Below are 21,977 nucleotides of genomic sequence, written 5' to 3' on the forward strand. Positions count from 1 at the left end.
GATATGGGATTATTTGACCGTCTATTCGGAAAAAAAGAAGAACCTAAAATCGAAGAAGTTGTAAAAGAAGCTCTGGAAAATCTTGATCTATCAGAAGATGTTGAGCCTGCCCTTACAGAAGCTGAGGAACTTCCTCAGGGAGAAGCAGAGGTTGAAAGTTCTGAAGAAGCTGTGTTTGAAGAAGAGGAAATCCAAGTCACAGTTGAAGAAAATAAGGATTCAGAGCCAGTTGTAGAAGTTCAACAAGTGGAAGAATTGCCAAACTCAGAAGAAGTCCCAGAGGAAGAGAATACTGAGCTCCTAGAGACTGTAGAAGAAAATAGTTCTGAAGTGCTTGAACCAGAAACGTCTCAAGTAGAAGAAACTGTTCAGGAAAAATATGACCGCAGTCTCAAGAAAACTCGCACAGGCTTCGGAGCTCGCTTGAACGCCTTCTTTGCTAATTTCCGCTCTGTCGATGAAGACTTCTTCGAAGAATTGGAAGAATTGCTCATCATGAGTGACGTTGGTGTACAGGTCGCTTCTAACTTAACAGAGGAGTTACGCTACGAAGCCAAGCTTGAAAATGCCAAGAAACCCGACGCACTACGCCGTGTCATCATTGAGAAATTGGTTGAGCTTTATGAAAAGGATGGCAACTACGATGAAAGAATCCACTTCCAAGATGGATTGACTGTAATGCTCTTCGTCGGTGTGAATGGTGTTGGGAAAACAACTTCTATCGGAAAACTAGCCCACCGCTACAAACAAGCTGGGAAGAAGGTCATGCTGGTTGCGGCAGATACCTTCCGTGCAGGAGCAGTAGCCCAGCTTGCTGAATGGGGCCGTCGTGTTGACGTTCCAGTTGTGACTGGACCTGAAAAAGCTGACCCAGCTAGTGTAGTCTTTGATGGCATGGAACGTGCCGTAGCTGAAGGTATTGATATTCTCATGATTGATACCGCTGGTCGTCTGCAAAACAAGGACAACCTCATGGCTGAGTTGGAGAAGATTGGACGCATCATCAAGCGTGTTGTACCAGAAGCTCCGCATGAAACCTTCTTGGCACTTGATGCATCAACAGGTCAAAACGCTCTTGTACAGGCCAAAGAATTTTCCAAAATTACCCCTTTGACAGGAATTGTCTTGACTAAGATTGATGGAACTGCCCGAGGTGGTGTAGTTCTAGCCATCCGAGAAGAACTCAATATTCCTGTAAAATTGATTGGTTTTGGTGAAAAAATCGATGATATTGGAGAGTTTAACTCAGAAAACTTTATGAAGGGTCTCTTGGAAGGCTTAATTTAATCAGAAGCAAAAATCCTGCAAGCTACAAACTTGCAGGATTTTTTTTATTCTAAACGGCCATCTTGACGATAGGCGATATCTGGTTGCCAAGTCCATTTGGCACCGAATTTTTCAAGTAAGTCAAAGCTTGCTTGAGGTCCCATGCTTCCAGCTTTATAGTCATGAAGTGGAGCACCATTTTTAGCCCAAAGCTCTTCGATACGGTCAATCAACTTCCATGATGCACCAACTTCATCCCAGTGGCTAAAGTTAGTTGAGTTGTTATTTAAGACATCATAAATCAATTTCTCGTATGGTTCTGGAGAGGCACCAGTTGCGGTCGCATCTGTACGGTAATCAAGTGAGTTCGGAGCTAAGTTGAATTCTTCTCCTACTTGCTTCCCATTTAGGCTAAGAGAGAAGCCTTCTGTTGGTTGGATATAGATGGTCAAAATGTTTGGAGCAAGTGGTTCTCCAAAGATAGAATCCATTTGTTTAAAGACGATGTTGACATGAGTTCCTTTTTCAGTCAGACGTTTACCAGTACGGAAGAAGAAAGGAACACCACGGAATCGATCGCTGTCTACAAAGAAGGCACCAGATGCAAAGGTTTCAGTTGTTGATTCTGGATTTACATTTGGCTCGCTACGGTAAGAGATGTATTTCATGCCATCAATCTTACCTGATCGGTATTGACCGCGGATAAAGTGTTCTTTAAGCTCTTCATCAGTTGGATGATAGAGGTTTTTAAAGACCTTAATCTTTTCAGCACGAATCTCGTCTTTTGTGAAGCTTGCTGGCTTATCCATGGCAAGGAGGGAAAGTAGTTGCAAAGTATGGTTTTGTACCATGTCGCGGAGGGCACCAGATTGGTCATAGTAGCCACCACGTTCTTCTACACCCAAGCGCTCTGCAAAGGTAATTTGAACATTGTCAATAAAGTCCTTATTCCAAACATTTTCAAAAATCAGGTTTGCAAAGCGAACTGCAAAGATGCTTTGGATCATTTCCTTACCAAGATAATGGTCGATACGGAAAATTTGTTCTTCGTCAAATGTTGCTAGGAGCTCGTCATTTAACTTGCTTGCAGTTGCGTAATCTGTACCAAATGGCTTCTCAACGATTAAACGTTCAAAACCTTTACCATCCACAATGTTTTCAGACTTGAGGTGTTTGGCAATAGTTCCAAAGAACTGAGGCGCCATAGACAAGAAGAAGAGCTTGTTGTGTTCAGCTTGGTACTTGTCATTTAGTTCAGCCTGCAATTGACGCAAAGCAATGTAGTGTTCTGTATCGTTGACATCATGACTTTGATAGTAGAAGTGACTAGCGAACTCTTGAGCCTGTTCGGTACTATCTGCCAAATCAAGGATCGATTCGACTACAACAGATTCAAAATATTCCTTGCTCCAAGGACGACGAGCAGTTCCAATGACTGCAAAGTGTTCGGAAAGATTGCCGGATTTATATAGTCTAAAAAGGGAAGGGTAGAGCTTGCGTTTAGCCAGGTCTCCACTCGCACCGAAAATTGTAACAATAACCTTAGATGACATCTAGCTACCTAATTTCTATTTTTATTCCTAGTCTTGCTAGGTATGAGGAAATCTCATTTCATAAATTTAATTCTAACATAATTTTCCGAAAAATCAAAAAATCCAATACGAGATAGAAAAAAACTGCAAGGAAATCCTTACAGTTTGAGTTTAGACGTTTAAGACCTTGTCCAAGAACTCTTTCAGACGTGGGTGCTGTGGGTTATCAAAGATTTGATCAGGTGTTCCGTCTTCAAGGAATTCACCATCTGCAGTAAAGATAACGCGGTTGGCAACCTGACGGGCAAATCCCATCTCATGGGTTACGATAATCATGGTCATACCTTGCTCAGCCAATTCTTTCATAACGTTTAGTACGTCTCCAACCATCTCAGGGTCAAGGGCAGAAGTTGGTTCATCAAAGAGCATGATGTCTGGATTCATTGCTAGTCCACGAGCGATAGCCACACGTTGTTTTTGACCACCTGATAGGCTATCTGGATTAGCATTAGCTTTATCTGCTAGCCCAACCTTCTCAAGCAACTCCATTCCCAATTTCTCAGCTTCTTCCCTAGTCATCAACTTGTGCTCGATAGGAGCAAAAGTAATGTTGTCCAATACAGACATATGAGGGAAGAGGTTAAAGTGTTGGAACACCATTCCGATATTTTCACGAACGTGGTCAACGTTGGTTGTTTTTTCAGTTAAGTCATAGCCGTTCACAGTGATGTGACCGCTCGTAACTTCTTCTAGAAGATTAAGGCTACGGAGGAAGGTCGACTTACCAGATCCTGAAGGACCGATGATACAAACAACATCTCCTTCATAGAATTTAGTTGTGATTCCTTTTAGAACCTCATTTTTTCCATAGTGCTTGTGTAAATCATTTACATCAATTTTTAATTTTGCCATTAACGAATCCTCTTTTCTAAGCGTTTCGCTAGTCTAGTCAAAAGTGTGATAATTACAAGATAGAAGATAGCAAGGATTGCATACATCTTGAAACTTTGGTAGTTACGGGCAATGATAATCTTACCAGTTTGGAAGAGTTCAACCAAACCGATAGCAGATACGATGGTTGTATCTTTAAGAGCGATAACGAATTGGTTAACAAAGTTTGGCAACATTAATTTAGTTGCTTGTGGCAAGATAATCTTACGCATGGTTTTTCCATAAGAGATACCCAAGCTTCGGCTGGCTTCCATTTGCCCAACTGGAACGGCCTGAATACCACCACGAACGATTTCAGCGATATAAGCGGCTGCATTGAGAGATAGGGCAATAGTACCAGCTACAAAGTCGTTAATTGGACTTTGTTGGCCTGTGATCGATTCGATGAAATTTGGAATTCCCCAGAAAATGAAGGCTGCAAGAATCATCAATGGAATACCACGGATAACGTCAACGAAAATCTCAGAGATCACACGAAGAGATTTGTAGGGGCTAACGCTAAACATACCGAAGATAATCCCGATAACAATAGCAATAGCAAATGAGATAAGAGCTAGAGCAAGAGTGATACCAAGCCCGCTAAGGAGTTGTTTGTAGTTGTTTTGAAGCAAGCCCCAGATAGTTGTCTCATCAACAGTGCTTGTTGAAGCAGTTGATGATTCGCTAGCTAGATATTTATCAAGAATCTTTTGGAATTCTCCGTTTGCTTTAAGGTTTGCAAGTCCGTTATTGAACATTTCAATCAATTCAGGATTTGTGCCTTTTTTAACGGCAAAGGCTGTTTCACCGATTGGAGTTCCAGCGATTGGAGTTTTCAATTTTTGACCTTGGCTGATAGAATATTTGAGAACAGGCTCATCATCCATAACGGCATCGATGGCACCAGTATTCAAACTGTCATACATTGAAGAACCATCAGCGAAGGTTTTGATTTTGTAGCCGTATTTGCTTTGATTTTCTGTTAGGAAGGTTTGAGAAGCAGTTCCGTTTTTAACACCGACTGTCTTTCCTTTTAAATCTTCATAAGAAGCAATGTTGCTTGATTCTTTGACACCAAGGATAGTATTGGCTGTGTAGTATGATTCTGAGAAGTCAAAAGTTGCCTTACGAGCATCAGTGACAGACATACCAGCAATGATACCATCAGCTTGTCCAGCTTGAACAGCACTGATAGCGGCATCGAAACCAGGGTTGATGATTTCAATTTCAAAACCTTGGTCTTTAGCGATTGCCTTAATCAATTCCATATCAATACCAGTAAATTGGTTGCTTGAGTTTTGGAACACAAAAGGTGCAAAAGAAGAATCGCTGGCAATGATGTATTTAGCTTTAACAGGAATAGCTTTTAAGCCTGCTAGAGTAGTTGTAGTTGGAACTGCTGAAGATGATGAAGCAGTCCATTTCTTGATGATTTTATCAAGACTACCATCTTTTTTCATTTCAGCCAAGGCTTGGTTAAATTCAGTAACTAGGTGCTCGTATTTGCTTCCTTTTTTAACACCGAAAGCAAAACTTCCTACAGCTTCACCGTCCATTTCAATATGGAGGTCTTGACCTTGGTTAATGGCATATTCGATAACAGGTTTGTCATCCATCATGGCATCGATGGCACCAGCACTCAAGCTGTTGTTCATCAAATCACTAGTGTCAAATGTTTTAATAGTAAAGCCGTATTTATCTTTGATTGTTTCAAGAAAACGTTGAGCGGCTGTTCCGTTTTTAACACCAACAGTTTTGCCAGTTAATTGGTCATATTTACTAATCTTGTGTGCCTTTGTAGTTGCGATGACAACTTTTGTATCATAGTAAGTATCAGACATGGTGAAGACTTTTTCACGTTCTTTCGTCTTTGTCATCCCTGCCATAATAGCGTCAGCTTGACCAGCTTGAACCGCATTGACCGCTGCGTCAAATCCAGGATAGGACATCTGAATATTCCATCCTTTAATCTCTGCGACTTTATTAATAATGTCAACATCAATTCCTTTATAAGTTTGATCTGAATCTTTAAACTCAAAAGGTGCATAGGCGGTATCAGAAACAATCTTAATCGTCTCTGCTTTCGCAATACCTAATGAGAAAATTGGGAATAAAATTAGCAAAAATGCTAGAAATTTTTTCTTCATTTTTAGTCTCCTTTTCCGAATATTTTCCCATTATATCAGAAAAAGTAAAAAAAGGCAAATTTTTATATTTCTGTGTCAGAAAATATAACATTGTCTTTTCCTTTTCTTTCTTTCTTGAATTGCTACTATAAAGTGCTATAATAATAGTATATATAGAAGAAAAGAGGACAGGGATATGAAGAACAAAAGAATATTTAAAGACTTCCAAGCTTCAAAAATGTGTTTAAACATTTACACAAGCCCCTTGTTAGCCTTTGCTTTTGTCTTCATAGGAGAGTTTGTGGCTTATACTCTGTATGGTATTAGTTTGTTAGCTCTCATCGGACTTGCTAGAAATTTTGGAGAGGCTGGTCAAAATCTTGCAAGCTACTTGCAGACCTTGCATCAGAGCTTGACGGATAAAACAGGTGATTTTCGTTTAATTTTAGAATTGCTGGCCTTTGGTTTTATTCTCAACACTGTGTTCAGATGGACTAGAAAAGTTGAGAAAAGACCTATTCGAACCTTGGGATTTTATAGAGAGAATTTCCTCAGCAATCTCCTTAAAGGATTTGGTCTAGGTTTGGCACTTTTTCTTCTTACTTTGTTAGGTTTAGTAGCCTTGGGGCAATATCGTTTTGAGTCTATTCATTTGAATCCTTATTCGCTTATCTTTGTCATTTTTACCATTCCATTTTGGATTTTACAGGGGACAGCAGAAGAAGTGGTGTCCCGTGCCTGGCTCCTTCCTCAATTGGCCTCAAGAACCAATCTAAAACTTGCTGTTCTTATATCTAGCCTATTCTTTACCCTGCTTCATGCGGGAAATTCTGGTCTCACCCCTCTATCTCTAGTGAATCTCTTTTTATTCGGAGTTGCCATGTCACTTTACCTCCTCAAAACTGATACAGTTTGGGGTATTGCAGGTATTCATGGGGCCTGGAATTTTGCTCAGGGTAATCTCTTTGGGATTTTAGTTAGTGGTCAACCATCAGGAACGTCATTGATGACCTTTTTACCACAAGGCAATCAAGATTGGTTATCAGGTGGTTCTTTTGGCATAGAAGGTTCTATCATGACAAGTCTGGTTTTACTACTGCTGATTGTCTATCTCGCTTATCAATTAAAGAAAGAAAATGAAAGGATGTGACTTCGGTCCGTCCTTTTCTTCGTGAAAATGCTACAAGTATGCTAAAATAGGAATAGCATATCGAGAGAGGATTCTTATGATCAATCGTATTACAGATAATCAATTTAAACTAGTATCAAAATATCAACCGTCAGGAGATCAACCACAAGCTATCGAGCAGTTGGTTGATAATATCGAGGGTGGAGAAAAAGCTCAGATTCTGATGGGGGCGACCGGAACAGGGAAGACCTATACCATGAGTCAGGTCATTTCCAAAGTCAATAAACCAACTCTGGTTATTGCCCACAATAAAACTCTAGCAGGACAGCTCTATGGAGAGTTTAAGGAATTTTTCCCTGAAAATGCAGTTGAGTACTTCGTATCTTACTATGATTATTACCAACCTGAGGCCTATGTCCCTTCTAGCGATACCTATATTGAAAAGGATAGCTCTGTCAATGACGAGATTGACAAACTCCGCCACTCTGCTACTTCAGCCCTTTTGGAGCGTAATGATGTTATTGTCGTTGCCTCAGTCTCTTGTATCTATGGTTTGGGTTCGCCCAAGGAATACGCTGATAGTGTCGTTAGTCTCCGTCCAGGTCTTGAAATTTCTCGTGATAAACTCTTGAATGACTTGGTCGATATTCAGTTTGAACGTAATGATATTGATTTCCAACGCGGAAGATTTCGCGTTCGTGGGGATGTGGTAGAGATTTTCCCAGCTTCCCGTGATGAACACGCCTTTCGAGTAGAATTTTTTGGAGACGAAATTGACCGTATTCGTGAGGTTGAGGCCCTGACTGGTCAGGTATTGGGAGAAGTGGATCATTTGGCGATTTTCCCTGCGACTCACTTTGTGACCAATGACGACCATATGGAAGTTGCCATTGCCAAGATTCAAGCAGAATTAGAAGAGCAACTAGCTGTCTTTGAAAAGGAAGGTAAATTGCTTGAAGCCCAACGTTTGAAACAGCGGACAGAGTATGATATCGAAATGCTGCGCGAGATGGGCTATACAAATGGGGTTGAAAACTATTCACGCCACATGGATGGTCGTAGTGAAGGAGAGCCTCCTTATACGCTCTTAGATTTCTTCCCAGATGATTTCTTGATCATGATTGATGAGAGCCACATGACCATGGGACAAATCAAAGGCATGTACAATGGAGACCGTTCTCGTAAGGAAATGTTAGTAAATTACGGTTTCCGTTTACCGTCTGCTCTGGACAATCGTCCTCTCCGTCGGGAGGAGTTTGAGAGTCACGTTCATCAGATTGTTTACGTTTCAGCAACACCTGGTGACTATGAAAATGAACAGACCGAGACAGTGATTGAGCAAATCATTCGACCAACAGGTCTTTTGGATCCTGAGGTAGAAGTTCGTCCGACTATGGGACAGATTGATGACCTCTTAGGTGAAATTAATGCCCGTGTTGAAAAGAACGAACGAACCTTTATCACAACCTTAACCAAGAAGATGGCAGAGGACTTAACCGACTACTTCAAAGAAATGGGTATCAAGGTTAAGTACATGCACTCGGATATCAAGACTTTAGAGCGGACAGAGATTATCCGAGATCTGCGTTTGGGTGTCTTTGATGTCTTGGTTGGAATCAACCTCCTCCGTGAAGGGATTGATGTTCCAGAAGTTAGCTTAGTTGCGATACTTGATGCTGACAAGGAAGGTTTCCTTCGTAACGAACGTGGCCTTATCCAGACTATTGGACGTGCTGCTCGTAACAGCGAAGGGCATGTTATCATGTATGCGGACACCGTTACTCAGTCTATGCAACGTGCTATTGATGAAACGGCCCGTCGTCGCAAAATTCAGATGGCTTATAATGAAGAACATGGTATCGTTCCACAAACCATTAAGAAAGAAATTCGTGATTTGATTGCTGTAACCAAGGCAGTTGCCAAGGAAGAGGACAAGGAAGTCGATATCAATAGCCTCAACAAACAAGAGCGGAAAGAACTCGTCAAGAAACTAGAAAAACAAATGCAAGAAGCCGTTGAAGTGCTTGACTTTGAACTAGCAGCACAGATTCGTGATATGATGTTGGAAGTCAAGGCGTTGGGGTAGGTTTTGGAAGGAGACAAAATGGAAAAGTTAAATTATTTTACAGGTAAATTTAGTAAATCTGAATTAGAAGATCATTTTGATTCCTTGAATGAAGAAAAACTGAAATCCGAACTTGAAAATTTTATAAATCAATATTTAAAATTATCTGAAGAAGAACAATTGAAATGTGTTGAACTTGTTCTTTATATTTTTAGTGATTTTGAAGAGAAGATTGATAAAATTATCCAAAAAAAGATTTTAGAGTCCATAAATAAAATACTATCAAATAATTCACAAGTATATAGTTGGAGTGTATGCTTTAGGTATTTAGATTCTCTTTATTATTATTTATTTGAACCAAAAGAATATGAAGAATATTCTATATTGTTTGAAAATGAGAGTTATTTCTTTAAAATTATTGATTTAGTATTAAAAGATAATCTAGAGAATAGTAAAATGATTTATTCGGATTTGCTTTCAGTTTTTGTTCCACTATTTAGACAGAAAAGTTTACCAGAAGAAAGAAGGAACTATTTTAAAAGTGAATTAGAACCGTTCATCAACTTTATATTTGAAAATATTGATTTTGAAAATATTGATTTTGAAAATATTGATTTTAATTATACTAGATATTGGTATTTTAGATTAGATGAGCTTGTTTCAATTTTTCAATTTGAGCACTTAAAGATAATAAATAAATATTTTATTGATAATCCACAAGCTGAAGATATTGATGACTATCTAGATTTTGTGTCAAGACACTTTGATGTTGTAATTAATGATTCGATTGATGTTGTTCGAAAGATAGCAGAAGAAAATAATTCTGATATAATTCGAGATCAAGCAATTAAGTTAATTGAGAAGTATGATAATGCTTACTCGAATGAGAAAAGTTATTCAGAATCAATCTCCTCGTTAGATGCTAAGCAACTTTTAAAACAAGCAGATAATGTTATCTCCTATATACGTTCTAAATTAACTGTTGACGCTGAAGAGTTGAAAAAAATAGGTTCTTTTGGACATTATACTAAGATTGATACTTTAACAAATTTTCTTATAAAAGCAGACTGGAAAAATGAAAACAATTCTGAAACTCAACCTCCATTTTTACGACTGACTAATCTAAAACAGTTAAATGACCCGATGGAAGGAAGAGTAATATATGATTATTTGGGTATAGATAATACGTTTTTCAAACAATATCAAACTTCCAATGTTTTTATATCTTCTCTAACCACGGTATCTGATAGTTTACCTATGTGGAAGGAATATGCTGATTCATCTCAGGGAGCATTTCTTGAATATGATCTGTCTTATCTTGAAGATATAGTTGCTCATAAATCGATAGAGTTTGTTAAAGTTCATTATTTAGATTTAATGTCCGAGAATAAAGAAGAAACAGATGTTGGTAAATCTCTTGATAATTTAAAACAGCTATTTGAAAAATTGCAAGAGCTGGAAGCTGAAAAAGAATTGATAAGTTTTGCTGAGAAATTGAAGAAGATTTCTTACCTTTTCAAAGTTAAAGACTATGAGTATGAAATAGAGTATCGCATTTTAATTAATTTAGATGATACAGCTATACAAAATATTATTAAAAGAGATGCTAATGATTCATCAAATGAGAAGTACTTTAAGAAAGAAGAAATTGGGTTAGAAGTTTTTGATAAAGTTAACTATAAAGATTTTAGAAAGTATATTGTATTAAGTTCGAAAGACAATGGCAGATATGATTTATTTGTATACATCAATTTACTTCCTTTGAAATACTCAAAAGTTATTCTAGGACCAAAGGTTACGGATGCAGATTATATTGCTCCTTATCTCAAACTTGCTAATCCTGATATAGAGATAGAAAGTTCGAAAATTCCTTATCGTTGAGTTGATGATAACTTAAAGCAGAAGGTGTTTTAGAGAATTTAGTGAGATTAAAATGAATTGCTCAATCCCTTTATCATGAAGTCCGAAGTAAAATATAACGAAGATATGTTTTAATAACTTAGAAAGCGAGTAAATTTATGTCCCGTTCCCAATTAACGATTTTAACAAACATTTGTCTGATTGAAGATCTTGAAACCCAGCGCGTGGTTATGCAGTATCGCTCTCCTGAAACTAATCGCTGGTCTGGTTATGCCTTTCCTGGAGGTCATGTTGAAAATGGTGAGGCTTTTGCGGAGTCTGTCATTCGTGAAATCTATGAAGAAACAGGGTTGACTATCCAAAATCCTCAACTTGTCGGCATTAAAAATTGGCCTCTGGATACAGGTGGGCGCTATATTGTCATTTGTTACAAGGCGACTGAGTTCTCTGGTAGCCTTCGCTCTTCAGATGAAGGAGAAGTTTCTTGGGTGAAAAAAGACCAGATTCCAAACTTGGATCTGGCCTATGATATGTTACCCTTGATGGAGATGATGGAAGCTCCTGACAAATCTGAATTTTTCTACCGCCACCGTACAGATGATGGCTGGGAGAAAGAAACTTTTTAGTTCTATGATTAGTCGATAGGTGTTATCTTTTAAAGTAAGGTACTGAAATATAGGCTAAGTATGGTGGTGTAAGTCAACTGAATATCTCTAAATTTCTTATTATTCTTTTCGATCTATATTTTGAACAATCTCCACCTTCAATGTTGAAATCGGAGAGTGTTTTGTTTTATGGTATAATCTTAAAATATGAAAGGAAGTATCAGAAAATGGATGATAAAGTAATTGAACAATATAAAAGTCATGATAATCTTGATATTCGAGTAGAATTGCATAAGAACTATTCAAAAAATAAATTAGGATTTAACAATTGGATATTTTCCAACTACCAAATCACTAATGAAGTAAAGGTTCTAGAATTGGGATGTGGTACAGGAGAACTGTGGAAAAGTAATAGTGATTCTATAGATAAAATGAAGCAGTTGGTTATTACAGATTTTTCTAAAGATATGGTGAGAACAACGAGGTCAGTGATTGGAAATAGAGACAATGTTAACTATGAAATAATGGATATTCAAAAGATTTCTTTTGAGGATGAAACGTTTGATATTGTTATTGCTAATATGCTTCTACATCATGTCAATGATATTCCTAAAGCTCTTTCTGAGGTGAATAGAGTCTTAAAAACAGGAGGAATTTTTTACTGTGCTACATTTGGTGAAAATGGAGTTGTAGATTATTTGTCAAGTTTATTTAAAGATGATGTTAATCAAGATTTGGAAAATAAAACGTTTACTTTACAAAATGGCAAAAGGTACCTGAGTAGGTATTTTAACTCTGTCGATACATTACTCTATGATGATGAGTTACAGGTAACTAGCATAGATGATCTAGTTAAATACATCCAATCCTTTAAAGGAATTTCAGAAATAGGTTCGCTAGAAGAAAAAGTCATTCGTAAAAGATTAGAAGTACATTTTTATAAAGGTGAGTTAATTATTCCTAAAGAATATGGTATGTTTATTGCTCGAAAGTAAAATTAAGGAGAAGCTTTTCAATATACAATCAAGCGGATAGTCTTTAGAGCATACTCCAGCTGGTTCTATATAAAAGTCTCAACTTTTTGGATTTGAAGAAGTTTCTTGGGTGCAAAAAGACCAGCTTCCAAACTTAGATCTGGCGTATGATATGTTACCTTTGATGGAAATGATGGAAGCTCCTGACAAATCAGAGTTTTTCTATCACCACCGTACAGAAGATGGCTGGGAGAAGGAAATCTTTTAGTCTTTTACTAAATAACCAAGTTGGTCCAAGGCCTCTTCGATATAGTGGAGGTCTTGTTGTGTTTCCTGCCTAATAGTAATAGAAGATTAGGGGAAAAAGTAAATACTCTAAAATAAATTTAAAATATTTCTAAAAAAGTATTGACAAAAACAAAGAAAACGCTTACTATATAAATAAGGGAACGGTTCCATAATATAAAAAGGAGGAGTGATGACTACAATAAAACAGGTTGCTGAAGAAGCTGGAGTATCAAAATCAACAGTTTCAAGATATATTTCGAAAAAAGGCTATGTCGGAGATGATGCTAGGGAAAAGATAAAAAATGCTATCAAGAAATTAAATTACACGCCGAATGTATTAGCACAATCTTTGAAAACTAAAAAAAATCAAATGGTAGGACTCTTATTGCCAGATATTTCTAATCCCTTCTTCCCAAGATTGGTTCGAGGGGCTGAATCATATTTGAAAGATAAAGGTTATAGGATTATGGTTGGTACTATTTCAGATCATGATTCGTTAGAAGAATATATAAACCTTTTGTTAAAAACAAATGCAGCTGGCATTATAACGACACTTGACTTTACAAAGGAATTTCCAAATCTGACGTTACCTGTTGTTGTGGTTGACCGGATTAGTAAAGATACAGGTTACGGTGTCTTTTCTGATAATCAGTTGGGTGGACGTTTGGCTGCTAAAGCAATTTGGAAAGCTGGCGCTAAGCAAGTTATGATTATTAAAGTTTTAGATGATAAAGCTGAGAACATTGCGGAACGATTTGAAGCAAGTTTAAACTATTTGAGGGATAAATCTTTAGAGATTCGTATTGAAGAAAGTGAAACGTTTGAGTTTGAAAAAATTCAAAAAGAAGCTAAAGAGAATCTAAAAAGAAATCCAAATATTGATAGTATTATAGCACCTTCTGATATTCATGCGATAGCTTATATTCATGAAATTTTAGCAATTGGTAAAAAAATTCCAGATGATATTCAAATTATTGGTTACGATGATATTGTACTTAGTCAATTTATTTACCCTTCTTTATCAACTATTCACCAATCATCATATAAAATGGGAGAACAGGCTGCAAAGCTAATCTATAATATGGCAAATAAGTTCTCTATAGATGAAGTTAAAATTAAACTACCTGTTAGATACGTAGAAAGAAATACATTAAGGAGAAAGTAATGAGTAAAATTGTTGTTGTTGGAAGTATTTCAATGGACTTAGTTATGAGAACAAAAAGAATTCCAGAAGGAGGTGAAACGATTTTTGGGGATTCATTTAATATAGTTCCAGGGGGAAAAGGTGCAAATCAGGCTGTAGCTATTGGTAGATTATCCAGTGTAGAAGATAATATTTACATATTTGGGAACGTTGGGGAAGATATTTTTTCAGCAGATTTACTAGGTAATCTGCAAAATAATAATATTTCTATAGAACATGTGGGAACGGTACCACAATCTACAGGAGTTGCACAAATTACTTTATATGGAGGTGATAATAGGATTATTTATTATCCCGGAGCGAATAATTTAGTTAAAACAAATGATTGGAAAAATGAGTGGGAATTGATTAGTGATGCAAGTATTGTTGTATTACAAAATGAAATACCACATGAAGCCAACTTATCTATAGCTAAATTTTGTCAAGAAAATAAAGTTAAGGTACTTTACAATCCTGCACCAGCTAGAGAAACAGACATAGAGATGATTCCTTTTTGTGATTTTATTACTCCTAATGAGCATGAATGTTCAGAGCTTTTTCCAGATAAGAAATTAGAAGAAATTATTAAAATTTATCCTAATAAAATGATTGTGACATTAGGAGTTGAAGGTTCTATTTATTATGATGGGACAGCAGTTCAGAAGATTCCTGCTATAAAAGCAGAAGTAGTTGATACTACAGGAGCAGGAGATACGTTTAATGGTGCTTTTGCTTATGCTATCTCAAAAGGAAAAGAGATGAATGTTGCATTGTCCTTTGCAACGATTGCTTCACATCTTTCTGTTCAAAGATTTGGAGCGCAAGGAGGCATGCCGAGTTTGAAAGAAGTAAAGGAGCATTCAGGATATGAAGAAATATGGGATTTTAAATAGTAATATAGCAAAACTAGCTGATGATTTAGGTCATATGGATTTGGTTTGTATCGGAGATTTAGGATTGCCAGTTCCAAAAGGTGTTGATAAAATTGATTTAGCATTAAGAAAAGGTAGCCCAAGTTTTTTAGAAGTTTTAAAAGAATATTCAGATCATGTACTTATTGAAAAAATTTTCTTAGCAGAAGAAATTAAAGAAAAAAACAAAGAACAGTGGCAAGCAGTTCTAGAACTTTTAGGATCGAATATAATTATTGAATATATTAGTCATGAAGAATTGAAAGCTATGAATACTAAAGTTAAGGCAGTTATTCGCACTGGGGAAGATACACCATATTCGAATATAATCTTGCAATCAGGAGTTATTATTTAGAAGGGAGTTGCCTATGAAAATTGAAATGAAGAACATTTCAAAATCTTTTGGGAATAATCGTGTTTTAGAAAGTATTGATTTGGTTCTTAATTCAGGAGAAGTTCATGCTTTAATGGGAGAGAATGGTGCAGGCAAATCAACCTTAATGAATATTTTAACTGGACTTTTTCCAGCTACTTCAGGAACTATTTTTATTGATGGTAAAGAAAAAACATTTTCTAATCCTCAAGAGGCAGAACGGTTTGGACTGAGTTTTATTCATCAAGAAATGAATACTTGGCCAGATATGACTGTACTTGATAATCTTTTTTTAGGAAGAGAAATTAAAAATACGATTGGGTTTCTAGATAAAGCTAGTATGGAAAGGAAAGCTAAAGAAGCATTTAAACGTCTTAATATATCTATTCCTCTCGATGCAATCATTGGTCAATTATCAGTCGGACAACAACAAATGATAGAAATAGCAAAATGTTTATTATCAGAAGTTTCCTTGTTAATTATGGATGAACCTACAGCAGCTTTAACTGATCGTGAAACTGAAACACTTTTTAAAGTGATAGAAGGATTAAAATCTGATGGTGTAGGTATTGTGTATATTTCACATCGGATGGAAGAAATCTTTAAGATCACAGATCTTATAACTGTTATGAGGGATGGGTTTGTAATTGATACCAAGAAAACGAAGTTAACTAATGCGGATGAATTAGTTCAGAAGATGGTAGGTCGTGAATTAGAAGATTATTATCCAGAAAAAAAGGCTGAGATTGGGAATATTGTTTTTCAAGCTAAGAATCTTTCTGGTGATGCTTTTACGGATATTTCTTTCTATGTACGTCAAGGGGAAATTCTTGGTTTTTCTGGTTTGATGGGTGCTGGTCGTACTGAAATAATGCGAGCAATTTTTGGAATTGATTCTTTAAAATCTGGTCAAATTATAATAAATGAAGATGAACTGATAATTAAAAATCCTTTTGAAGCAATTAAGCATGGAATTGGTTTCTTAACAGAAGATCGTAAAGATGAGGGATTGATTTTAGATTTTTCTATTAAAGATAATATGACTTTACCTAGTACTCGTGATTTTGTTAAAAATGGCATTTTTGATAATAAAACAAGTGATATATTTGTACAACGTTTAATTGATAGGCTACGAATTAAATCAGGTTATCCAGATAAGGAAGTTGGGACACTTTCTGGTGGTAATCAACAGAAAGTAGTTTTAGCAAAATGGATAGGTATTGCTCCAAAAGTACTGATTCTAGATGAGCCAACTCGTGGGGTAGATGTTGGTGCTAAGCGTGAAATTTACCAATTAATGAATGAATTGGCTGAACGAGGTGTGCCGATTATTATGGTATCTTCAGATTTACCAGAAGTGATCGGAGTCAGTGATCGCATTATGGTCATGCATGAAGGAAGAATTAGTGGAGAATTAACACGTCAAGAAGCTACACAAGAAAAAGTTATGCAACTAGCTACAGGAGGACAATAGTGTGAAAAATACTATGAAGTATATGTCAGAATTGACAACAGTAATAGCATTGATAATTTTAATGGCTGTCATCACTATTATCAATTCAAATTTTTTAACAGCAAATAATCTGTTAAATTTACTATTGCAAGTAACATCAAATGCACTGATCGCTTTTGGAATGACCTTTGTTATTCTAACAGGTGGAATTGATTTATCAGTTGGATCAATTTTAGCCTTATCCAGTGCGCTCACAGCTGGCCTATTAGGATCTGGAATGCCTGTTACATTAGCAATTCTCATCTCTTTAATTTTGGGTTGCATTCTGGGGATGATGAATGGTTTATTGATTTCCTACGGGAAATTAGCTCCATTTATCGTTACTTTAGCAACTATGACTATTTTTAGAGGCGCAACACTTGTTTATACAAATGGGAATCCTATTACAAAAGGATTAAGTGATACATTCTTATTTCAATTTTTGGGGCAAGGTTACATAGTCGGAATTCCATTTCCTGTAATTATTATGTTTATTGTATTTATTGTTTTATATGTTTTACTTCATAAAACAGCATTTGGTAAATCTGTGTATGCTATAGGGGGGAATGAAAAAGCAGCATATATATCAGGTGTGAAACTAAATAAAGTGAAAATTATCATTTATTCAATTTCAGGTATTATGGCTTCAATTTCTGGATTGATTATAACATCACGCTTAAGTTCTGCTCAACCAACAGCAGGTGCTAGTTATGAAATGGATGCTATTGCAGCTGTTGTTCTTGGGGGAACCTCATTATCAGGAGGTAAAGGTCGCATACTGGGGACCTTAATAGGTGCTTTAATTATTGGGGTTTTGAATAATGGACTTAATATTATCGGTGTTTCAGCATTTTGGCAACAAGTAGTAAAAGGAGTTGTAATCTTAATTGCTGTTCTGATTGATCGTTTTAAAGTTGTAAAACAGTAGAATAATTTTCAATTTTTTTGGAAATAGTAACAATTTATTAGATGACGTACAATAATCGGGATTGAAACTATCCCTATAGATATATATTACGAGGAGTAATAACATGAAAATTATTAAAAAAATTAGCATTTTTGCTTTGTTTGTAACATTTATTTTTGCTTTAGTAGCTTGTGGAAAAACTGGTTTAGGAAATTCATCAAATGATAATAAATCTACGATTCAAAAGTCGGCAAAAGAATTAAAATTAGGAGTTTCTATTTCGACTACTAACAATCCCTATTTTGTAGCTATGAAAGATGGTCTTGAAAAAGCCGCAAGAGAAAAAGAAGTAACTTTGAAGATAGCAGATGCACAAGATGATGCTGCTAGACAAGCAGATGATATTCAAAATTTTATTAGTCAAAATGTTGATGCTTTACTAATTAATCCAGTTGATTCTGATGCAATTGTTACATCTATTAAAGCTGCTAATAATGCAAATATTCCGGTAATCTTAATTGACCGCGGTAGTAATGGAGGTGAAGTCTTGACAACTGTTGCTTCTGATAACGTAGAAGCAGGTAAAATGGCTGCAGAATTTATTACCAAGCAATTGGGAGAAAAAGCAAAAACTTTTGAATTATCAGGAGTCCCTGGCGCTTCTGCAACTGTAGATAGAGGTAAAGGATTTGAACAAATTTCAAAGACAAATTTAGATGTTCTTTCTAGTCAATCCGCTAATTTTGACCGCGCAAAAGCTTTGAATACAGCGCAAAATATGATTCAAGGAAACAAAGAAGTACAAGCAATCTTTGCACAGAATGATGAGATGGCGTTAGGAGCTGCACAAGCAGTAAAAGCAGCTGGTCTTAGCAATGTATTAATTGTTGGTATTGATGGTCAACCAGATGCACATGATGCTATTGCAAAAGGTGATATTACTGCCACTATTGCTCAGCAACCAGCTAAGATGGGTGAAATTGCTATTCAATCAGCAATAGATCATTATCAAGGGAAAAAACTGGAAAAAGAAACAGTTTCTCCAATTTATCTTGTGACTAAGGATAATGTTGATCAACATAACTGGTGATATATTTTTAGTAAGTAGGTAGTTGTTAATTTTCATTCAATGTAGTTTTTAAATATTATTGTTAGTATTTGAGCTTTTGGGTGCAAAAAGACCAGATTCCAAACTTGGATCTGGCATATGATATGTTACCTTTGATGAAAATGATGGAAGCTCCTGACAAATCTGAATTTTTCTACCCTCGCCGTACAGAAGACGATTGGGAAAAGAAAATTTTCTAATCCTTTACTAAATAACCTAGCTGATCCAAGGCCTCCTCAATATAGTGGAGGTCTTGTTGTGTTTCAGCTTCGACTAGGTGGTAATGGATGCCATCTGTCAATTCAGACAGAGGTCTAAAGTCAGAATGCTCGACTTGTTCTAGAAAATGTTGTACATCTCTGCGACAAGACAGTTTCAGCAAGGTTTCAATTTCTCCATAAACGGGATGGTCAATCAAGGTATTTTGAACACGTCCACCATTATCAACGATAGCAAAGAGTTCTTGACCGATTTCTTCAACTTCATGTTTCACTTTGAAAAGTTTGTGAACATAAGGATTGGTTTCAATTTGCTTATAGATGTAGCCACGATTGGTGGATAGGATAGGAGCGCCATCGGCTCTTAAAATTGCAATGTCCTGTACAATGACCTGACGTGTGACATGAAAATGTTCCGCCAAACTTTGGCCATTAAGGGCTTTAGGAGCTTCTTTCAAGAGTTGGAGCAGAGCATGTTTGCGATCTTTTGTCATAGCTTTTCCTTTTTAACGGCGTTTTCGAAGCACTTTATAGACAGCTAGTGCTAATGTATAGTCTACCATACTATGGATAATTGTGCCAAATCCAACTAGTACAAATAGAACATAAAACATATTTTCTACATTGGTACCGGAAGTTGCATAAAAAACGACACAAGCTAATACTTCAGCAAGGGCATGGACAAGAGCTAACACAAAGTTGAAAATCCAGGAAGCTTTTGGTTTATCTAGGGTATCGGGGAATTTTTGTAGGTAAAGAGCCCCCAAAGTCCCAAAAAAGATATGGGAAAAAGCTCGAAAAACGATAACCATGGGATAGCCAGCCATCAAAAATCCGAAGCTAGAAGCTAGGATGACAAAAACAGCCATCAAGGGCGATAAGAACATGGCGATAAAAATAGCAATGTGGCTTCCTAAAGTATAGGAAGCAGGTGGAATGACAATCTTGAAAGGCATAACAATTGGAATCAAAATTGCAATAGCCGTTAAGAGGGCAGTCATTGTCATAAATTGTGTCTTTTTCCGTGTGTTCATAAGAATCTCCTTTTAACTGTATATACACTAGTATAGTATAATAAACAAGAGAATAAATCAAGGATTTACTTAAGTTTATAGGCCATTTTAAATTAAATATTGGTAAAGATTTCACTAAAAAGAAACTGTATAGAGCAAAATCTCCACCTTCAAGCTTGAAAGCGGAGATTGTTTTTATTTCTTCAAGGTTTGTAGTCTTGGAACAATGGCTAGGGTTAGAACTGCGGAAATAACTAATTCAGCAATCGAATTCGTTGAGATAACAGTTGCTAGGAGTTTTTGGATATTACCATCAAAGACATTTCCAAAAAGGTAGAAAATTCCACCAAGTACAAAGACTGTGTTGGTAAGTGAACCCAGGGCACCAGCTAGAATCAGGCCAGTCTTGTTTTTCATTAGTTTATAGACTAGATACGGAGTTAAACCAATCAAAATACGTGGGACAATGGCAATGATAGCTGAGTAGATGTTTCCGTTTGGTACAAATGGGGAGAAGAGGTAGCTTGTTGGTAAAATTGTAATCGTGTTAACGGTCAAACTAAGTAGCCCCATCAAAAATCCAAGTGTGACCCCAACTCGTGGACCGTAGATAATGCTGGCAATAATGACAGGAATATGAACAATGGTCGGTTTGATTGGAAATGGAAAAAGGTTAAAGATAAGTGAGCTCAGAAAGTGTATCACGAGCATGGTTGCAAAAAAGATAGCAATGGGTGCAATATTAGAGCGTTTTTTCATCGAGAGTTTCCTTTATTCTTTCTAAAATAATTGTGAGGTCAGCTAAAGCTCCTCGTCCGTGGTCTCCACAAGCTAGTAGGGATTCCTTAGGAGCAATCAGCTGATAGCCGTAGCTTTCTAATGTTTTCAGATTAGCCTGAGTTGCTGGATGGTCATACATTTTTGTATTCATAGCAGGAGCTATTAGTTTGGGAATATGACTTGGCAAGGCTAAAGCCGTACTGGTCACCATGTTGTCCGCAAAACCATGGGCTAGTTTTGCAATAGTGTTAGCAGTTGCAGGTACTACGATAAATAGATCTGCTTTTTTTCCCAGTTCGATATGATTGACTTGATCTGGATAGGGTTCCTTCATGACATCCAAGTGGACAGGATTCTGTGAGAGTACCTGTAGTGTCAAAGGTTGGATAAACTCTGTAGCAGCCTGAGTCATTAAGACAGTGATTTGATGATCTTGTTTTTTTAGAGAACTGACTAAATCTGCCGACTTGTAAGAGGCGATTGAGCCCGTTACAGCCAAGAGAATGTTTGCCATAGCTTTCCTTTCTACGAATGATAGGCTTGAATTTTTTCAAGGAGGAGTTTTGCAATTTCTTCTTTAGTCTGGACTGTTTGAAGCTGATCTTTCTCAACAAAGATTGCACGGTGCTGATCTGCTGAAATTTGAGTCAGGTCATTTGCGATAATCAAGTCTGCTTTGTTATTGATAAGACTTTTTCTAGCAATGTCAACCAGATGGTCTTCGGTAACATCAACCAGCAGTTTGAAACCAATCAGATGAATAGCAGGATTCCACTCCTTGACTAGAGAGATGATTTTTGGAGTCTTTTTAAGGAATAAAACCTGAATCTCATCAGTCGAAGAAATCTTTGCCTGATGATTCTGCTTGCTTAAAAATTCTTCTAAATCGGAGCTAGCTTGGACTTCCTCAAGCCCTGTCATATAAACAGGAGTGTAGTCAGAAACAGCCATTGAGTGGATCAAGATCTGATAATCTGCAACACGTTCTTGCATTTCCAGAAGAAGGTCGTTGGTATTGTTAATTTCTCGAATGCTTAGGTTGGGATGAGCTTCTGGATTCAAAGCCCGTTTTGTTGTTATCAAACAAATTTCATGCCCTGCAGCAAGCAAGGTCTCTGTGATGATTTTCCCCAAGCGACCTGTAGAATGGTTAGTGATAGAGCGGACGCTATCGATAGCTTCACTGGTGCCGCCCGATGTAACTAAAATTTTCATAG

Annotated in this window: 20 protein-coding genes and 3 pseudogenes; 14 read left to right on the forward strand and 9 right to left on the reverse strand. The window is 36.7% G+C overall.

Annotated features, from left to right (window positions below; all coding sequences use genetic code 11):
• Positions 1 to 3 precede the first annotated feature (3 nt).
• Positions 4 to 1,287 carry a signal recognition particle-docking protein FtsY gene (ftsY, locus tag ACLNCW_RS00560; protein ID WP_424845185.1) on the forward strand — a complete coding sequence of 428 codons (1,284 nt, stop codon included), beginning with the start codon at positions 4 to 6 and terminating at the stop codon, positions 1,285 to 1,287.
• A 44-nt stretch (positions 1,288 to 1,331) separates the two neighbouring features.
• Here the strand turns inward: ftsY and zwf are convergent, their stop codons facing one another.
• The 3 genes from zwf to ACLNCW_RS00575 form a co-directional block, all read right to left on the reverse strand.
• Complete coding sequence (zwf, locus tag ACLNCW_RS00565) at positions 1,332 to 2,819, reverse strand: glucose-6-phosphate dehydrogenase (protein ID WP_042751253.1); 1,488 nt, start codon at positions 2,817 to 2,819, stop codon at positions 1,332 to 1,334.
• Between the two features lie 150 nt (positions 2,820 to 2,969).
• Positions 2,970 to 3,710: an amino acid ABC transporter ATP-binding protein gene (locus ACLNCW_RS00570; RefSeq protein WP_023946889.1), complete on the reverse strand. Its 741-nt coding sequence runs from the start codon at positions 3,708 to 3,710 to the stop codon at positions 2,970 to 2,972.
• Entirely contained in the window at positions 3,710 to 5,875 is a 2,166-nt protein-coding gene (locus tag ACLNCW_RS00575; protein ID WP_424845186.1) for an ABC transporter substrate-binding protein/permease, read from the reverse strand. Before ACLNCW_RS00575 ends, ACLNCW_RS00570 begins: the two co-directional genes overlap by 1 nt.
• A gap of 175 nt (positions 5,876 to 6,050) precedes the next feature.
• On the opposite strand from ACLNCW_RS00575, the gene ACLNCW_RS00580 reads away from it, so the two are divergent.
• From ACLNCW_RS00580 to ACLNCW_RS00605, 6 genes and pseudogenes are all read left to right on the forward strand, one after another.
• Positions 6,051 to 7,004 (forward strand): CPBP family intramembrane glutamic endopeptidase, encoded by a 954-nt coding sequence (locus tag ACLNCW_RS00580; protein WP_414306047.1) that lies wholly within the window; start codon positions 6,051 to 6,053, stop codon positions 7,002 to 7,004.
• Positions 7,005 to 7,080: 76 nt separating this feature from the next.
• The gene (gene uvrB, locus ACLNCW_RS00585; RefSeq protein ID WP_049491718.1) at positions 7,081 to 9,069 is read left to right on the forward strand and encodes an excinuclease ABC subunit UvrB; all 1,989 of its coding nucleotides are present in this window, start codon (positions 7,081 to 7,083) and stop codon (positions 9,067 to 9,069) included.
• 18 nt (positions 9,070 to 9,087) lie between these two features.
• Positions 9,088 to 10,929: a DUF2971 domain-containing protein gene (locus tag ACLNCW_RS00590; RefSeq protein ID WP_000413448.1), complete on the forward strand. Its 1,842-nt coding sequence runs from the start codon at positions 9,088 to 9,090 to the stop codon at positions 10,927 to 10,929.
• A gap of 137 nt (positions 10,930 to 11,066) precedes the next feature.
• Positions 11,067 to 11,534, forward strand: coding sequence for an 8-oxo-dGTP diphosphatase (locus ACLNCW_RS00595; protein WP_000091549.1), 468 nt, complete (start codon positions 11,067 to 11,069; stop codon positions 11,532 to 11,534).
• 206 nt (positions 11,535 to 11,740) lie between these two features.
• Positions 11,741 to 12,508 carry a class I SAM-dependent methyltransferase gene (locus tag ACLNCW_RS00600; protein ID WP_000342213.1) on the forward strand — a complete coding sequence of 256 codons (768 nt, stop codon included), beginning with the start codon at positions 11,741 to 11,743 and terminating at the stop codon, positions 12,506 to 12,508.
• Between the two features lie 97 nt (positions 12,509 to 12,605).
• Positions 12,606 to 12,755, forward strand: a pseudogene (locus ACLNCW_RS00605) (8-oxo-dGTP diphosphatase); the annotation flags it as partial.
• On the opposite strand, the pseudogene ACLNCW_RS00610 reads toward ACLNCW_RS00605, so the two are convergent.
• Positions 12,752 to 12,829, reverse strand: a pseudogene (locus tag ACLNCW_RS00610) (DNA-binding transcriptional regulator); the annotation flags it as partial. The pseudogenes ACLNCW_RS00605 and ACLNCW_RS00610 overlap by 4 nt on opposite strands.
• 136 nt (positions 12,830 to 12,965) lie before the next feature.
• On the opposite strand from ACLNCW_RS00610, the gene ACLNCW_RS00615 reads away from it, so the two are divergent.
• The 7 genes and pseudogenes from ACLNCW_RS00615 to ACLNCW_RS00645 all read left to right on the forward strand — a co-directional run.
• Positions 12,966 to 13,940, forward strand: a complete 975-nt coding sequence (locus ACLNCW_RS00615) for a LacI family DNA-binding transcriptional regulator (RefSeq protein ID WP_000207597.1) — start codon at positions 12,966 to 12,968, stop codon at positions 13,938 to 13,940.
• Positions 13,940 to 14,851, forward strand: a complete 912-nt coding sequence (gene rbsK / locus ACLNCW_RS00620) for a ribokinase (RefSeq protein ID WP_424845187.1) — start codon at positions 13,940 to 13,942, stop codon at positions 14,849 to 14,851. The genes ACLNCW_RS00615 and rbsK overlap by 1 nt, the downstream gene beginning before the upstream one ends.
• Positions 14,826 to 15,224, forward strand: a complete 399-nt coding sequence (gene rbsD / locus ACLNCW_RS00625) for a D-ribose pyranase (RefSeq protein WP_125454471.1) — start codon at positions 14,826 to 14,828, stop codon at positions 15,222 to 15,224. Before rbsK ends, rbsD begins: the two co-directional genes overlap by 26 nt.
• 13 nt (positions 15,225 to 15,237) lie before the next feature.
• A complete protein-coding gene (locus ACLNCW_RS00630) occupies positions 15,238 to 16,716 on the forward strand; it encodes a sugar ABC transporter ATP-binding protein (protein WP_125454472.1) in 1,479 nt (492 codons plus the stop codon).
• A 1-nt stretch (position 16,717) separates the two neighbouring features.
• Positions 16,718 to 17,662 carry an ABC transporter permease subunit gene (locus tag ACLNCW_RS00635; protein ID WP_004248623.1) on the forward strand — a complete coding sequence of 315 codons (945 nt, stop codon included), beginning with the start codon at positions 16,718 to 16,720 and terminating at the stop codon, positions 17,660 to 17,662.
• A gap of 103 nt (positions 17,663 to 17,765) precedes the next feature.
• Entirely contained in the window at positions 17,766 to 18,731 is a 966-nt protein-coding gene (locus tag ACLNCW_RS00640; protein ID WP_049522339.1) for a substrate-binding domain-containing protein, read from the forward strand.
• A gap of 77 nt (positions 18,732 to 18,808) precedes the next feature.
• Positions 18,809 to 18,949, forward strand: a pseudogene (locus ACLNCW_RS00645) (8-oxo-dGTP diphosphatase); the annotation flags it as partial.
• Here ACLNCW_RS00645 and ACLNCW_RS00650 read toward each other — a convergent pair.
• From ACLNCW_RS00650 to coaB, 5 genes are all read right to left on the reverse strand, one after another.
• Positions 18,946 to 19,461, reverse strand: coding sequence for a transcription repressor NadR (locus tag ACLNCW_RS00650; protein ID WP_125454474.1), 516 nt, complete (start codon positions 19,459 to 19,461; stop codon positions 18,946 to 18,948). The pseudogene ACLNCW_RS00645 and the gene ACLNCW_RS00650 sit on opposite strands and share 4 nt — an antisense overlap.
• A 12-nt stretch (positions 19,462 to 19,473) precedes the next feature.
• Positions 19,474 to 20,001 carry an ECF transporter S component gene (locus ACLNCW_RS00655; protein WP_001097393.1) on the reverse strand — a complete coding sequence of 176 codons (528 nt, stop codon included), beginning with the start codon at positions 19,999 to 20,001 and terminating at the stop codon, positions 19,474 to 19,476.
• Positions 20,002 to 20,175: 174 nt separating this feature from the next.
• Positions 20,176 to 20,739 carry an ECF transporter S component gene (locus ACLNCW_RS00660; RefSeq protein ID WP_000747412.1) on the reverse strand — a complete coding sequence of 188 codons (564 nt, stop codon included), beginning with the start codon at positions 20,737 to 20,739 and terminating at the stop codon, positions 20,176 to 20,178.
• Entirely contained in the window at positions 20,723 to 21,274 is a 552-nt protein-coding gene (gene coaC / locus ACLNCW_RS00665) for a phosphopantothenoylcysteine decarboxylase (RefSeq protein ID WP_125454476.1), read from the reverse strand. The genes ACLNCW_RS00660 and coaC overlap by 17 nt, the downstream gene beginning before the upstream one ends.
• Before the next feature lie 11 nt (positions 21,275 to 21,285).
• A complete protein-coding gene (gene coaB / locus ACLNCW_RS00670; protein WP_424845188.1) occupies positions 21,286 to 21,975 on the reverse strand; it encodes a phosphopantothenate--cysteine ligase in 690 nt (229 codons plus the stop codon).
• Positions 21,976 to 21,977 lie beyond the last annotated feature (2 nt).

The sequence above is a fragment of the Streptococcus sp. CL6.22 genome (genome assembly GCF_049738055.1).
Lineage (GTDB): Bacteria > Bacillota > Bacilli > Lactobacillales > Streptococcaceae > Streptococcus > Streptococcus mitis_DJ.

What these genes read in the sequence shown, in the direction of transcription:
- coaB (WP_424845188.1), bottom strand. Translation starts at nt 21,975, where the DNA reads ATGAAAATTTTAGTTACATCGGGCGGCACCAGTGAAGCTATCGATAGC.
- rbsD (WP_125454471.1), top strand. Translation starts at nt 14,826, where the DNA reads ATGAAGAAATATGGGATTTTAAATAGTAATATAGCAAAACTAGCTGAT.
- ACLNCW_RS00660 (WP_000747412.1), bottom strand. Translation starts at nt 20,739, where the DNA reads ATGAAAAAACGCTCTAATATTGCACCCATTGCTATCTTTTTTGCAACC.
- ACLNCW_RS00640 (WP_049522339.1), top strand. Translation starts at nt 17,766, where the DNA reads ATGAAAATTATTAAAAAAATTAGCATTTTTGCTTTGTTTGTAACATTT.
- ACLNCW_RS00580 (WP_414306047.1), top strand. Translation starts at nt 6,051, where the DNA reads ATGAAGAACAAAAGAATATTTAAAGACTTCCAAGCTTCAAAAATGTGT.
- ACLNCW_RS00575 (WP_424845186.1), bottom strand. Translation starts at nt 5,875, where the DNA reads ATGAAGAAAAAATTTCTAGCATTTTTGCTAATTTTATTCCCAATTTTC.
- rbsK (WP_424845187.1), top strand. Translation starts at nt 13,940, where the DNA reads ATGAGTAAAATTGTTGTTGTTGGAAGTATTTCAATGGACTTAGTTATG.
- zwf (WP_042751253.1), bottom strand. Translation starts at nt 2,819, where the DNA reads ATGTCATCTAAGGTTATTGTTACAATTTTCGGTGCGAGTGGAGACCTG.
- ACLNCW_RS00615 (WP_000207597.1), top strand. Translation starts at nt 12,966, where the DNA reads ATGACTACAATAAAACAGGTTGCTGAAGAAGCTGGAGTATCAAAATCA.
- ACLNCW_RS00595 (WP_000091549.1), top strand. Translation starts at nt 11,067, where the DNA reads ATGTCCCGTTCCCAATTAACGATTTTAACAAACATTTGTCTGATTGAA.
- ACLNCW_RS00570 (WP_023946889.1), bottom strand. Translation starts at nt 3,710, where the DNA reads ATGGCAAAATTAAAAATTGATGTAAATGATTTACACAAGCACTATGGA.
- ACLNCW_RS00650 (WP_125454474.1), bottom strand. Translation starts at nt 19,461, where the DNA reads ATGACAAAAGATCGCAAACATGCTCTGCTCCAACTCTTGAAAGAAGCT.
- uvrB (WP_049491718.1), top strand. Translation starts at nt 7,081, where the DNA reads ATGATCAATCGTATTACAGATAATCAATTTAAACTAGTATCAAAATAT.
- ACLNCW_RS00600 (WP_000342213.1), top strand. Translation starts at nt 11,741, where the DNA reads ATGGATGATAAAGTAATTGAACAATATAAAAGTCATGATAATCTTGAT.
- ACLNCW_RS00630 (WP_125454472.1), top strand. Translation starts at nt 15,238, where the DNA reads ATGAAAATTGAAATGAAGAACATTTCAAAATCTTTTGGGAATAATCGT.
- ACLNCW_RS00590 (WP_000413448.1), top strand. Translation starts at nt 9,088, where the DNA reads ATGGAAAAGTTAAATTATTTTACAGGTAAATTTAGTAAATCTGAATTA.
- ACLNCW_RS00655 (WP_001097393.1), bottom strand. Translation starts at nt 20,001, where the DNA reads ATGAACACACGGAAAAAGACACAATTTATGACAATGACTGCCCTCTTA.
- coaC (WP_125454476.1), bottom strand. Translation starts at nt 21,274, where the DNA reads ATGGCAAACATTCTCTTGGCTGTAACGGGCTCAATCGCCTCTTACAAG.
- ftsY (WP_424845185.1), top strand. Translation starts at nt 4, where the DNA reads ATGGGATTATTTGACCGTCTATTCGGAAAAAAAGAAGAACCTAAAATC.